This window comes from Mycobacterium sp. NPDC004974, assembly GCF_053600815.1.
On sequence record NZ_JBSGAQ010000010.1, the window covers coordinates 1 to 13,276 of the forward strand.

The 13,276-nt window shown below is 67.4% G+C and carries 12 protein-coding genes; 7 read left to right on the forward strand and 5 right to left on the reverse strand.

Going from position 1 to position 13,276, the window contains the following annotated elements:
* From ACWEFV_RS21170 to ACWEFV_RS21200, 7 genes are all read left to right on the forward strand, one after another.
* Positions 1-325: amidohydrolase family protein (locus ACWEFV_RS21170; protein ID WP_450071602.1), on the forward strand; the 325-nt coding region annotated here is incomplete at its 5' end.
* 591 nt (positions 326-916) lie between these two features.
* Positions 917-1,447, forward strand: coding sequence for a hypothetical protein (locus ACWEFV_RS21175; RefSeq protein WP_450071603.1), 531 nt, complete (start codon positions 917-919; stop codon positions 1,445-1,447).
* A 43-nt stretch (positions 1,448-1,490) separates the two neighbouring features.
* Entirely contained in the window at positions 1,491-1,712 is a 222-nt protein-coding gene (locus ACWEFV_RS21180) for a hypothetical protein (RefSeq protein WP_135454932.1), read from the forward strand.
* Between the two features lie 6 nt (positions 1,713-1,718).
* Positions 1,719-3,194, forward strand: a complete 1,476-nt coding sequence (locus tag ACWEFV_RS21185; RefSeq protein WP_450071604.1) for an amidase — start codon at positions 1,719-1,721, stop codon at positions 3,192-3,194.
* A gap of 97 nt (positions 3,195-3,291) precedes the next feature.
* Positions 3,292-4,185: a fructose bisphosphate aldolase gene (locus tag ACWEFV_RS21190; protein WP_135454936.1), complete on the forward strand. Its 894-nt coding sequence runs from the start codon at positions 3,292-3,294 to the stop codon at positions 4,183-4,185.
* Between the two features lie 32 nt (positions 4,186-4,217).
* Entirely contained in the window at positions 4,218-5,132 is a 915-nt protein-coding gene (locus ACWEFV_RS21195) for an alpha/beta fold hydrolase (RefSeq protein WP_450071605.1), read from the forward strand.
* A 131-nt stretch (positions 5,133-5,263) separates the two neighbouring features.
* Entirely contained in the window at positions 5,264-6,649 is a 1,386-nt protein-coding gene (locus ACWEFV_RS21200; RefSeq protein WP_450071606.1) for an FAD-dependent oxidoreductase, read from the forward strand.
* Positions 6,650-6,660: 11 nt separating this feature from the next.
* Here ACWEFV_RS21200 and ACWEFV_RS21205 read toward each other — a convergent pair whose 3' ends face one another.
* The 5 genes from ACWEFV_RS21205 to ACWEFV_RS21225 all read right to left on the reverse strand — a co-directional run bounded on the left by ACWEFV_RS21205 (position 6,661) and on the right by ACWEFV_RS21225 (position 13,149).
* Positions 6,661-7,929, reverse strand: coding sequence for a competence/damage-inducible protein A (locus ACWEFV_RS21205; protein WP_450071607.1), 1,269 nt, complete (start codon positions 7,927-7,929; stop codon positions 6,661-6,663).
* A gap of 35 nt (positions 7,930-7,964) precedes the next feature.
* Complete coding sequence (locus tag ACWEFV_RS21210) at positions 7,965-9,191, reverse strand: enhanced intracellular survival protein Eis (protein WP_450071608.1); 1,227 nt, start codon at positions 9,189-9,191, stop codon at positions 7,965-7,967.
* Between the two features lie 74 nt (positions 9,192-9,265).
* Positions 9,266-9,490, reverse strand: coding sequence for a hypothetical protein (locus ACWEFV_RS21215; RefSeq protein WP_450071609.1), 225 nt, complete (start codon positions 9,488-9,490; stop codon positions 9,266-9,268).
* Between the two features lie 9 nt (positions 9,491-9,499).
* Positions 9,500-12,226 (reverse strand): glycosyl hydrolase 2 galactose-binding domain-containing protein, encoded by a 2,727-nt coding sequence (locus tag ACWEFV_RS21220; protein WP_450071752.1) that lies wholly within the window; start codon positions 12,224-12,226, stop codon positions 9,500-9,502.
* A 185-nt stretch (positions 12,227-12,411) separates the two neighbouring features.
* Positions 12,412-13,149 carry a glucose 1-dehydrogenase gene (locus ACWEFV_RS21225; RefSeq protein ID WP_135454947.1) on the reverse strand — a complete coding sequence of 246 codons (738 nt, stop codon included), beginning with the start codon at positions 13,147-13,149 and terminating at the stop codon, positions 12,412-12,414.
* Positions 13,150-13,276: the final 127 nt, after the last annotated feature.

The window sequence follows — 13,276 nt, forward strand, 5'->3', positions numbered from 1 at the left end:
CACCCGGGCTCAGTGGCCCAACGGACGCCGGTTCCTCGACGCCGGTGCCACGGTGGCCCTCGCAACGGACTGCAACCCCGGCAGCTCCTACACCATCAGCATGCCGCTGTGTATCACCCTAGCGGTGCGCGATATGCATCTCACTCCCGCTGAAGCCCTATGGGCAGCCACAGCAGGCGGTGCAGCAGCACTGCGCCGCAACGATATCGGCGCGCTCACCCCCGGCAGCCGGGCCGACTTCGTACAGCTGCAGGCCCCCACGTACGTGCACCTGGCGTACCGGCCCGGCGTCCCCATCATCGCCAATACCGTCGCAGCCGGCTAAACCCAACCCGAACACACCCTGCCTCGACCCTGACATCCGCGACCGCCCCCGGCCTGTCCGGCGGTGGTCGGTGCAGAAGAAGACGCGGTATGAGAAGTAGACATAGCCACGCTCCCCTCGAAAGCGGCTGCTGATATCGGCCATTCGAAGCCAGCTAGGCTCAGCGCGGCGCTTACCGGTTTGAATCGGCGTGACGTAATGGCGCTCGGCGATCGCGACACCGAAGCGGCGTTGCCGGCAGTGCCCAGCGCAGACAACTCAAATCGCTTCTGCCTGCGGCGTACTGGCTCACTGCCGGTATGCGAGTACGAATCTCACTGTTGCCGAGCTAATTTCATCGCAACCGCGCGACAGTCCCACACCGAAGGTGGATTTCGCCGAATTCCCGGGTGTTACCCACAGCGTCCCACCTCATCGTGCACAATATGAGCTCGCGTGAGTGCCCGTCGCCGCCTGCCACGCCCATCACACCGCCGTTCCCCGGGAGCAAGCTTGGTCACCTGCCTAGTTTCCACACCGCATCCGTCGTATCAGCCGGCTCGCCGTGGACGGCACCGGAAGGCACCGCAGCGCCGTTGGCTGCCTGTCGGCATGGGGGTCGCGGCCGCGGCTGTCGTCAGCTCCATGCTCACGGCATTCGTCATCCTCACCACGCTTGCGTCCAAATTCTCGTCCAGGGATTCGGTGTATGCCGTCGGCGCCAGGACGTACGAGGTGAAACCGACCCGGAAGCCGCTCCCCAGCTTCGCCGAGCGGGCGGCCGCTCCGGCCGTCGCGGCGTTCGCCTCCGACGGCTCCGGATTCGTCGATTCCCAGGCACGCTGCGGCGACAACCAGACGGCCAGGGCCATCGGCCGAACCGAACGCTCGCTGGTGGTGATCTGCCTGGACCGCACCGGCCGGCTCGAGTACCACGGTGTCCGACTCTCCGACCGCGCCGCGCTGGCCGCATCGGCCGATGCCACGTCGGGCCGCCGCTTCGTCGCGAGCAACTATCAGGTCAACTACGCGGTGTCACCGACCGAGTTGCTCGTCACCTCGGGTAGTGCGGTCCTCAAGCGCGAACCGATGGTCGAATACCGCGAGATTCTGTCCACGCCCGTCGTCATCGCACCGCGGTAACCGCGCTAAGCTGGTCGCTCATCGGCCACGCGGCGGGAGATCGATGTCCACATTCTGGCGGTACCTCGGTATCCAGGCCATGGTGTTCGTCGTCGGTATCGTCGGGCCGATCTTCCTGATCGTTTACTTTGCTGCACAACCAGATCCGACTCTCAAGTGGATGTACTTCGCGGGTCTGGTCATCACCGCGGTGGAGGTTCTCATCGCGCTCGAGCTGACCCGCATCAGTTCACCGACAGACACCACCAGCGATCTCCCGGAGTGATGTGAGATGGATTCGTCGTTCGCCTTCGAACTTGCCCGCACCGATGGGATCGGGCAGTCGGCGCTCGCCGCGGACGGTGAGCTGACCGCCGTCGAGTTACTCGACGCCGCGATCACCCGCGTCGAGGCGACCCGCGGTCTCAATGCGGTGCTCACCGACCTGTTCGAGCGGGGCCGGGCGCAGGCCGCGGCCCTCGACGAGTCCGGTGTGCTGCGCACCGGACAGGCCGGGCCGCTGGCCGGCGTCCCCTTCCTGCTCAAGGATCTCGGAGCAGCCCTGGCGGGCGCCCCCGAAGCCATGGGCTCACGCGCGTTTCGCGACCATGTCGCAACGGAAACCGCGTGGACGGTGAACCGGTACCTCGATGCCGGACTCGTCGTGTTCGGCAAGACCAACACGCCGGAGTGGGGCAACCACTGCACCACCGAGCCGTTGTTGTCCGGCGCCACCGTGAACCCGTGGTCCTCGACCGTCACCCCGGGCGGATCCAGCGGCGGTTCGGCCGCGGCCGTGGCTGCCGGCGTGGTTCCCGCGGCCTCGGGTGGGGACGGCACGGGTTCCATCCGGGTACCGGCCTCATGTTGCGGCGTCGTCGGCCTCAAACCACGGCGCGGACGATCCTCCTTCGCGCCAGACGGCGGCCACGGACTCGAAGGCCTGGTGAACAACCACGCACTGACCCGGACGGTGCGCGACTGCGCGGCCCTGCTGGACATCATCGCCGGCACCGCACCCGGTGATCCCTACAGCGCCGCCGTGCCGGCCGTTTCCTACCTCGAGACGGCCGCGCGAACCCCGTCGGCCCAGCGCATCCTGATCGCCACGGCATCGCCGTTTCCCACCGACCGGATCGACCCCGAGGTGGTGTCGGCGGTCGAAGCAACCGGGCGGCTGTTGGAAGGCCTCGGGCATCACCTCACCCCGGGTGCTCCCACGATCGATCCGGACGCGGTCGCCGAGGCCATCGCGGTGCTGCACACCGTCAGCAACGCAGAGCTGCACGAGTTGGCCCGGCAGCACCTGGGCCGGGCGCCCCGCGAGGACGAGTTCGAGCCGAGCACCTGGGTGATGATCCGCGAGGGCTTCACCACCACGGGCCTGGCCTATGCCCAGGCGATCGCAGCGATCCATGCCCAGACCCGTCGGTTCGCAGCGGGAATGGCCGGTCACGACGTGCTGCTGGTGCCGACCCTGCTGACCGGACCACCGCCGTACGGGCTGCTGAATCAGCCCCGGGGGACCACCCGAGCCTTCTTCGACGTCGAGTTCGCCACCACCGGATGGACGGCGCTGGCGAATGTCACCGGCTGGGCGGCGATCTCGCTGCCCCTGGGGCAGACTCGCGACGGTTTGCCGATCGGGGTGCAGCTGATGGCTCCCGACGAATCGGTCCTGCTCAGCCTGGCCGGTCAGCTCGAGCAGGCTGCCCCGTGGGGTGCCCGCACCCCGCCTCGATGGGTGGCCGCTACCGCCGGGACGTAGCCGCATATCCTCTGAGTCGAACTGTCCGCCACCAGCGGTGAGCGCCTCGACGGCACAACAACCGCAGGACGCCGTCTTCAAAGGAGTAGACAACCTCATGGTGAACCAGCAGCAGGCCGACAAGATGACCACGGGCAAGGGCTTCATCGCCGCGCTCGACCAGAGTGGCGGGTCCACCCCCAAGGCCCTGCGTCTGTATGGGGTCGAGGAGAGCGCCTACTCCTCCGAAGAGGAGATGTTCGACCTGATCCACCAGATGCGCTCGCGCATCATCACCTCCCCGGTGTTCAACGGCGACCGGGTCCTGGCCGCCATCCTGTTCGAGCAGACCATGGACCGTTCCATCGAGGGAAAGCCCACCGCCACCTACCTCTGGGAAGACAAGAGCGTGGTGCCGCTGCTCAAGATCGACAAGGGGCTGGCCGACGTCGCTGACGGCGTGCAGGTGATGAAGCCGATGCCCGGCCTGGACGATCTGCTGGCCCGCGCGGCGAAGAACGGCATCTTCGGCACCAAGGAGCGCTCCGTGATCGGCGCGGCCAACGCCGACGGCGTCGCCGCCGTGGTCGCCCAGCAGTTCGAGGTGGCCAACCAGGTGCTCTCGCACGGTCTCATCCCGATCATCGAGCCCGAGGTCACCATCTCGATCTCCGACAAGGCCGAGGCCGAGGACCTGCTCCGCGACGAGATCACCAAGAACCTCGACGCGCTGCCCGCCGACCAGAAGGTGATGCTCAAGCTGACCCTGCCGACTCATGCCAATCACTACCAGTCGCTGGTCGAGCATCCGAAGGTGATGCGGGTCGTGGCGCTGTCCGGTGGCTACTCACGCGATGAGGCCAACAAGCTGCTGGCCGCAAACACCGGCGTGATCGCCAGCTTCAGCCGGGCGCTGACCGAGGGTCTGTCGGCCCAGCAGAGTGACGACGAGTTCAACGCCACGCTGGACAAGTCCATCCAGTCCATCTACGACGCCTCCGTCGCAGGTTAGTCGCGGATCCCGGCGAGCCGAGGCGCACGAAGATGGTCATCCCGATCGATCGCCCCAAACTGGAGGGCAATGTCGCCGTGGGCGACGGCCGGCAGCTCGGGTTCGCCGAGTTCGGTGATCCACAGGGCCGTGCAGTCTTCTGGCTGCACGGCACCCCGGGTGCGCGCAGGCAGATCCCGACCGAGGCCCGCATCTACGCCGAGCGGAACCACATCCGGCTGATCGGGGTCGACCGCCCCGGCATCGGATCCTCCACTCCGTACCAGTACGACCGGGTGCTGGATTTCGGTGACGATCTGCGCACCATCGCCGACACGCTGGGCATCGACAAGATGGCCGTCATCGGGTTGTCCGGTGGCGGGCCCTACACGCTGGCCACCGCGGCCGCCATGCCCGACCGGGTCGTGGCGGCCGGAGTGCTCGGCGGGGTGGCGCCGATGGTCGGCCCCGACGCGATCAGCAGTCCGCTGATGCAGCTCGGTGCGGCGGTCGCACCGATCCTGGAGGTGGCCGGTGCGCCGATCCGGTTGGTCGCATCCGGGCTGATCAGGTTGATCCGTCCGGTCGCCTCCCCCGCCTTGGAGATCTACGCCCGGATCTCCCCCGAGGGCGACCGGCGCATGCTCGGCCGGCCCGAGTTCAAGGCCATGTTCCTCGACGATCTGCTCAACGGCAGCCGCAAGCAACTGGCCGCCCCGTTCTACGACATCGTGGTGTTCGAGCGTGACTGGGGCTTCCGGCTCGACGAGGTCAAGGTTCCGGTGCGCTGGTGGCACGGCGACCACGACCACATCGTGCCGTTCGCACACGGTCAGCACGTGGTCTCCCGGCTGCCCGACGCCGTGATGACCGAGCTGCCCTACGAAAGCCACCTCGGTGGACTGGGCTGCGCGGAGGAGATCATGGGCGCCATGATCTCGACGTGGGACGAGGCGCGCACCGACTGAGCACCCCGGGAGTCGACCTTCGGTACCGGTGACCCGGTGACGTTCGAGTAGCGCACTACTCTAGGCCCGGCTCCGGCCTGCTCCGATACTTCGAACAACTGGCGATGTGCCAGCGGGTCCGGAGGTCGGCAATGGCAACGATCGGCAAACACGCAGTGGTGCTGGGCGCGAGCATGGGTGGGCTCCTGGCCGCTCGGGCACTGGCTGACTTCTTCGACACCGTCACGCTCGTGGAGCGCGACGTGCTGCCCGACGGTCCGGTTCAGCGGCGCGGCGTCCCGCAGGGCCGGCACGCTCACGGGCTGCTCAGCGGCGGACTGCAGGCACTTGCCGAACTGTTTCCCGGGCTCCCAGAGGAACTGGCGGCCGACGGCGCCACGGTGCTCGACGGCGCGAATCTGTCCCTCATCTCCCTGACGTTGAGCGGTCACACCCTCAATCTGAACGGGCAGCCGGCCAAACCGATCGAGTCCTATCTGGCCAGCAGACCGTTCCTCGAGGCCCACGTGCGGGACCGGGTACGCGCCATCGACAATGTCCACATCCTGGACGGCCACGACGCGGTCGAGTTGCTGATGGATGACACCCGCCGCGTGACAAGTGTGTTGGTGGCCGACCGGACCGGTGGCGCCGGACAGGCGATATCCGCCGACCTGATCGTCGACGCCATGGGCCGCGCCGGACGGACACCGGCGTTCCTGGAGAGCGCCGGATTCGGACGTCCACCCGAGCACCAGATAGCGGTGCAGGTGGCCTACTCCAGCCAACTGTTGCGCTTCGGCGACACGGCTCCGCGCGACCGGCTCACCCTCGTCGGAACCATCCCCGAAAGACCTTGTGGTGGTTCATTGTTCGCCTACGAGGACGACACCTGGCTGCTCACCACCGCCGGGATGAGCGGCCGCGAACCGCCCGCCGACCTGGCCGGGATGATCGCCTTTGTCGAGGATGTGTTCCCCGCCGAGACCATCGCAGCCCTGCGCACCGCGCAACCGTTGGGCCCGCCGGCCACCTTCCGCTACCCGGCGAGTGTGCGTAGGCGCTATGAGCGCCTGACCCGGTTCCCCGACGGTCTGCTGGTCTTCGGTGACGCGATCTGCAGCTTCAATCCAGTCTACGGACAAGGCATGTCGGTGGCCGCGCTCGAGGCACTCGCGCTGCGTGACTGCCTGGCCCGCGGCGGCGACGATCTGGGCCGCCGATTCCTGCGGGCCGCCGCCGGCTGCGTCAACACGGCATGGCAGATGGCCTGCGGCGCTGACCTGGCCATGCCCCAGATACCCGGGCCTCGCCCGGTCTCGGTGCGGTTGTCCAACTGGTACACCGAGCGGGTGCTCACGGCTGCCGAAGACGATCCGGTGGTGACCGAGGCGTTCTTCCGGGTGATGAACCTGGTCGATCCGCCGAGCCGCCTGGTGCATCCGTCGATCGTGCGGCGGGTGGCGGCCGGCGCGTCCCGGCGGCGCCGCACGCGACGGCCTGCTCCCGCCGAACCCGCCGTGGCGCCGCTGGGCTGACGACACCCGGGTCAGTCACCACCGTCGGTTAGGGCCCGGCGCAGCAGGTGCATCGCCACCGTCGTGGCCCGCTCCCGGATATCGGATCGATTTCCCGGGAGGCGCAGGGTGCGGGTGATTGCCGCCGATCCGGCCCGGACCGCGAAACACACTGTGCCGACGGGCTTCTCGGGGCTGCCGCCGTCCGGGCCCGCGATACCGCTGATGGCCACCGCGGTATCGGCACCGAAATGGTGAATCGCACCGGTGACCATCGATTCGACCACCGGCTCGGACACCGCGCCGTACTCGGTGATCAGAACCGGATCCACGTTCAGCAGTTCGGCTTTGGCCTCGTTCGAATAGCTGACGACGCCACCGGCGAAGTAGTCCGAGCAGCCGGGGATGTCAGCCAGCCGGGCGGCCAGCAGTCCGGCGGTGCAGGATTCCGCGGTGGCGATCCGGTGCCCGGCCAGCAGGCCGGCCACCTGCTCGTCCACGGTCGTGCCGTCCTCGGAGTACAGCGCAGCGCCGTGCCGGTCGCGCAGCAGCGTCAGCAGTTCCTGATAGGTGCCGGCCGCGTCGGGCTCGTAACGGGTGACGATCTCAAGCTCACCGCGGCGCAGGCAGGTGGTGATCTCCAGTGCGTCGAAACCCGTGATCGTGGCCTCGGCGTCGCGCAGCGTCTCGGCCAGACCGGATTCGGCGAGGCCGAACATCCGCACCATCTCCTGCCGGTACTGCGTGCGGCCCGAAATAGCCTGTTGCACAGCCTCGGTCGCGACGGCGGTGTGCCACATCGGCTGCAACTCCCGCGGCGGGCCGGGCAGCACGACGACCGTCGGACTGCCGCCGACCACGACGCCGGGGGCGGTGCCGACCGGCGCGAGGACCTCCGCACCGACGGGCACCATCGCCTGCTTGCGGTTGGCGGCGCGTACCGCGTCGAAATCCACGCCGGGCCGGTCGCCCATCAGCTTGCGCAGGATCGCGGCGATGCGCTCCTCCATCGCCTCGTCCAGAACGAGTTCGCGACCGCAGAACTCGGCGACCGTCGCCACGGTGAGATCGTCGGCTGTCGGCCCGAGCCCACCGCTCGTCACGATCAGGTCCACGCCCTCGGCGGCCAGGAACCGCAACTGCGCGTCGATGTCGCGAGGACGGTCACCGCAGATGGTGATGTGGGCAAGTTCCACGCCGAGCTCGAGGAGCTGGTCGGCCAGCCACGGACCGTTGCGGTCCTGGACCCTTCCGGTGAGTACTTCAGTTCCGGTAACGACGATGCCTGCACGTGCGCTCACCAGATGAACACTACGCAGCAGGCCCTCGCCCCGGCTCAGAAGCTGTAGCCCAGTTCGGCCGGAACATCGCTCGCGAAGGCCGCACCGAGCCGCCGCACCACCTCTGAGTCCTTGCCGCGCAACCGGTTTGCGGCAACAAACGACTCGGGGTGATGGGCGCCCAGATAGAGGCTGCCGAGCACGTCCAGGTCGAGTTCGATGTCAGCCGGAGCGTCGGTGGGCGTACACCGGGCCCGGCCGTCGCGAATCTGCAGGGCATACCGTCCGCCGTCATCGCGGAAACCGTCGGCGACGTCCAGCACGGTGTCGAGATCGGCCTGATACCGGCGGGCCTCAAGGGCAACCGGGATGTCCATGATCCGGACCCACATGTCATCGCTGCTCGAGGTCACCCGGGCCAGCCGCGGATTCGTCAGCAGGTAGGGCACGATCTCACCGGGATGTGTCCAGATACTCACCTTCTCCATGAGGTCCATCCCGAGCAGCGCCCGCCAGAGTGCGATGTGGGCGTCGGGGGTCACCGCGGTGACCTCGCGTACCCGCAGCGACCGGGACTCCTCGCCGTGCACCCGGTACAGCGCATATCCGTCGGGGTGCAGGAACGCGAACAACTCGGAACCACCGTCGCGGGCGTTCTCCCGATCGGCGAGGACGTCGTCCCACAGAGGCGTCGGGCACGCCAGACCGCCCGGCGTCTGCTGTCGCCAGCGGTCGTAGATCGCGGCGAATGAGTCGCGGTGCTCGGCAGGTTTGACCAGGCGGACGCCGCCCGGGTCTGGGACGGAGGCATGGAACTGGGCGAACCTGCGCTCGATCGTCATCAGGTGCACGGTGGTGGCCGGGCCGTAGCCGAACCGGCCGTAGATCCCGCCTTCGCTCGCGGTGAGCGCGGCGATCGGATACTTCGCATCGGCGATCCGCTGGTGCAACTCGGTGTACATCGAGCGCAGGATCCCCCGCCGCCGATGAGTGGGAGCGACGGCCACGTAGCTGATACCCGCCGCGGGCAGCACAGCGCCGCCCGGAACGGTGAGGGTGAGATCGAGGTAGATCGACTGCCCGACGATGTCGCCTTCGCTGCCGCCGTCACGCATCACCACGCCGCCGTCGGCGGGCACCAGCTGCTGCCACGCCGCCATCGATTCGGGGTGGTTGATCTCGCCGAATGCGGTGTTGCCGAGCAGTGCCATGCCCGCCCAGTCGGCGTCGGTGACGCTGTGCAGAGTGAGAGTTGTTGCCGGGGAAGCCACGTTGTCGATCACGGAGTCCGACGGTGCCACACAATCACCGGACAATGCGACCGAATTTCGGCTCGCACGATCCGGCGGCTAGCAAATCAGCGCTTGAGCCACGCGTTCAAGGTCGCCAGGTCGCGGGTGTAGGTGGTCATGATGTCGTCCTGGTACAGCGTCGCCCCGCTGATCGTGGTCGGGCCCTGCCACACCACCCTGATCCGGTTCGCACCGCGCTGGTAGACATCCACCCGGTCGAGGTCGCGGTGCAGCCATCCGCCGCTCTCGGCCAGCTGTCCGACCTCATGGCGCTCATCGGTTGTGGTCATCAGCCGATCCTATCGCCGTGCCCGCTGGTCGATCGGCACCACCGTCGGTGCACTGTTGTAGCCGCCGACCCGGACCCAGTTGGGGCCGTGCTCCGACCCGGGCACCGTGCCGGTGACCTCCACCGTCTCCCCCGGGTAGACGGTGACGTAATTGTCGGAGTACTCGATCGGCAGGATCTCGTCACCGTCGCGCGTGGTGGTGATCTCGGCGCGCTCGAAGAACGCAATCTGACGGCCGGGGTTGTGCAGCCGGATCAGCACGCTGGCGCCGCCGTCCGCCGACTCGGTCCGGTGCGCGGTCACCTGTAGCGATGCCGGCGCCATGGTGTTGAGCGGGGTCATGTCGGCCCAGCTGCTCTGTACGAGATCGAACGCCTGGTCGTTGACCGGAGGGCCGACGTCGTCGAGTTGTTGCGACTGCCAGTAGGTGTTGTCGGCGACGACGGCGCCGTCCTCGTCGAGCAGTTCAGCGCGGACGAACACCACCGGCGAGTCGGCGGCCAGCCGGGGCAGCGACAACCCGGGCACGACGCCGTTCGACGGCACGGCCGGCACATCGGAGCTCCGGTCGTCGCGCATCCGGCCGGTCAGGTCATAGGTCCGCACCCGCACCCGCAGGCCCGTCTGCTCCTGCGGGGACTGGTTGACCACGCTCACGTAGGCGGTGTCGTGATCGCCGGTGGCATAGGAATCGAACACCACCGACAGCGGACGCAGACCTTTCTTGGCCCCGTAGTAGGCGCCGCCGGGCCGGAGGTAGTAGTCGAAGAGATGACCGAAGAACGATGGCCAGTGGTTGTTGAGCATCCAGTAGATGGTCATCTTGTGGTTGTCCCACCCGCCGGCCGCGAACGCCTCGAACTGCGCGCGGGTCGACTCATAGTGGGCCAGCTGCGCTTTGCGGGCGAATTCCTCTGCACCGCTTGATGATCCGTAGCGCTGGACCACTGCTGTTCGGATGCTCTCCAGCGCGGCGTTGCTGGGGTTGGCCCCGGCATGGAAATACCAGGCCTCGTTGATCGGCCAGAGTTTGTCGGGCGGGATGAACTTCTGCAGGCTGGCGAACGGCGGGACGTGTTCGTTGTCGCCCTGTTCGGCATTGGAGCCGCGGGTGGCCTGATACTGGCCGCTGAACCAGTAGCTGGGCGGGCGCCACGTGTAGGGGCCGGCCATGTGGATGCCGTCCCAGTCAGGTTCCCCGTTGGGGTCGCGGGCCAGGGACGACACCGTGTCGACCATGGTGTTCGGCCAGTGCAGATCGCGCAGGATCCCGTGATAGCCCTCGAGCACCGGCGCCGGGGGCTTGCCGTCGCTGCCGTTGGCCCACAGGAACGCCGACGCGTGCCCGCGCAGAGACAGGATCTGTGAGCGCATGCTCTCGTCGGCCACCCGCCGATCCTCGTCGTCCCACTGCCACCACTTCTCCCACTGGTTGCAACACATCCATCCGTACATCAGCGGGATGCCCAGTTCATCGGCCCGTTCGATGATGTTGTCGCCCGGGAACTTTCCCTCCAGACGCAGCATGTTCAGCCCCAGATCCCGGACGTATCCGAGGATGGCGTCCTCCCGTTGCGGGTCGTACTGGAACAACAGGTCAGGTGTGTACGCCGCACCCCGGACCAGGAAATCGCGCCCGTTGACGGTCAGGTAGAAGCTGCCGCCGCGGCCCAGATCGGGGAACTGCTCGTCGTTGTCGCGATGCTGTGCCACCGTGCGGATACCGAACCGGGAATCCAGGGTGTCGGTGGCGCGGCCGTACCGCAGAAACTCCAACCGCAGGTCGTACAGGTCGGGTTTGCCCATGGTGTAGGGCCACCACAGATCGGGGTTGCTGACCCTCAGGGCCGCGAAAGTGTCCGGTTCGAAACGGATTTCACGGTTCTCCCCCGGCGCCAGGGTGACCGGTTGATCCACCGAGATGGTCGGTTTGCCGGGCCGGCTGATGTGGGCCCGCACCATACCGCGCATCGGCACGTCGGCGGTGTTGCGGATGTCGGAGTAGACGGTGAGCCGGGCCGAATCGGTTGCGGGCAGCGGTAGCTCGGTGGTGACCAACGGGTCACTGAGCACGACCTGGCCCGAGTAGCTCAGGTAGACGGGTTTGAAGATGCCCGCATTGCGGTCGGCCACATAGGAATTGCCCCGTAGCGGGTTCTTGTCCGGGCCCTGGTAGCCGATGCGGTTCCAGTTGAGCCAGTCCCACCAGCTGTCGGCCAGCTCCACACCATCGATGTCCTGCAGCGCCTGCTCGGGCGTCACCTTGACCGCAAGCGTGTTGATGCCCCCGGGGTTGATCCACGGCGTCGCGTCGATCTCGTGGATCGTGTGCATGCCCACCAACAGCGAGCTGCCGGCGATCATCGTGCCGTTGAGCCAGACCTCCGCGCGGTAGTTGATTCCCGGGAAATCGAGCCGGTAACTCGAGCTGCCCTGCGGCGCGGTGAAGGTCGTGCGGTACCACCAGTCCTGGCGGAACAGATCATCCGGCACGTCGGCCAGGTTGTCCCCGACATAGAGGTCCGGAAAGGTGCCGTCGTCCTGCAGCGCCGCCAGCACGGTGGACGGCATCTGCCTGACCGGGTGCCAGTCGGCGTTCACCTCGCCGGGCGTGGACATCGCAGCGCCGTCGGCCGTCACGGTGCGCGCCGAGGCCAGTTGCCACCCCTGTGCCAGTTCCATGCGCCCGGACGGCGGCTCCGGCTTGGCGAAGGGCGGGAAATCGGCGACGCACAGCGACAACAGCAGCACCGCAGCGAGGACGAATCCCACGATCCTGGTCCGAAGGCTCAGGCCGGCGCGGCGATTCCGGGCGGAAATGGGCAGCTCCTCACAGACCGGTGCGGCACCGTGTCGGTGAGTCGATGCCCTGCCGGGTCATTCTGCCGTGGTCCGTACCGCTGCGTGCGGCCGGTGCGCACTCAGAGTTTGTGCGGGACGTCGTTGACGAGGCCCCCGTCCATGACGAACTCGGCGCCGGTGGCGTAGCGGGATTCATCGCTGGCCAGGAACACCACGAAGCTGGATACCTCGTCGGGTTGCCCCGGTCGGCCCAGCGGAATGGTGAGCATGTCCTCGGGGAAGTGCTCGGTCATCGGGGTGCGGATGAATCCGGGGTGGATCGAGTTGACCCGGATCTGCTTGGGGCCCAACTCGAGTGCCGCGGACTTGGTCAGGCCGCGCACCGCCCACTTGGAGGCGACGTACGGGTGCACCATGGCCGCACCGCGCAGTCCTTCGATGGACGAGACATTGATGATCGATCCGCCGCCCGCGGCTTTCATCGCCTTGACGCACGCCTGCATGCCCAGGAAGGTGCCGGTCAGGTTGACGTCGATCACCTTCTGCCACTGGGCCATGTCGAACTTGCCGATCTGGCCGAGGGCGACGATCCCGGCGTTGTTCACCAGCACGTTGAGGAGACCGAACTCCGCGGTGGCGGTGTCCACCGCGGCGTTCCACTGGTCTTCCTGGGTGACATCGAGATGCACGTAGCGGACCGAATCGCCGAGTTCGGCGGCAAGTGCCTTGCCTTCGTCGTCGAGGATGTCCCCGATCACCACCTTGCCGCCTTCGGCGACCAGCGCCCGGGCGTGCTCGGCGCCCATACCCCGCGCACCGCCACTGATGAGTGCCACTTTTCCGTCTACCCGTCCCATGACGGGTGAGGCTACCGGGTGCGGCATCAAATTAGAACCTGTTCCAATTCTTCCATTGAGTAGGCATACTTCGAAGTACAGGCAAACGTGCACTACAACGTGATGCGGAACATCGGTCCGCGTTACA

Excerpts from the sequence above, each read along its gene's own strand:
- ACWEFV_RS21225 (WP_135454947.1), bottom strand. The coding sequence starts at position 13,149 with ATGGGACGGGTAGACGGAAAAGTGGCACTCATCAGTGGCGGTGCGCGG.
- ACWEFV_RS21200 (WP_450071606.1), top strand. The coding sequence starts at position 5,264 with ATGGCAACGATCGGCAAACACGCAGTGGTGCTGGGCGCGAGCATGGGT.
- ACWEFV_RS21195 (WP_450071605.1), top strand. The coding sequence starts at position 4,218 with ATGGTCATCCCGATCGATCGCCCCAAACTGGAGGGCAATGTCGCCGTG.
- ACWEFV_RS21185 (WP_450071604.1), top strand. The coding sequence starts at position 1,719 with ATGGATTCGTCGTTCGCCTTCGAACTTGCCCGCACCGATGGGATCGGG.
- ACWEFV_RS21175 (WP_450071603.1), top strand. The coding sequence starts at position 917 with ATGGGGGTCGCGGCCGCGGCTGTCGTCAGCTCCATGCTCACGGCATTC.
- ACWEFV_RS21180 (WP_135454932.1), top strand. The coding sequence starts at position 1,491 with ATGTCCACATTCTGGCGGTACCTCGGTATCCAGGCCATGGTGTTCGTC.
- ACWEFV_RS21190 (WP_135454936.1), top strand. The coding sequence starts at position 3,292 with ATGGTGAACCAGCAGCAGGCCGACAAGATGACCACGGGCAAGGGCTTC.
- ACWEFV_RS21215 (WP_450071609.1), bottom strand. The coding sequence starts at position 9,490 with ATGACCACAACCGATGAGCGCCATGAGGTCGGACAGCTGGCCGAGAGC.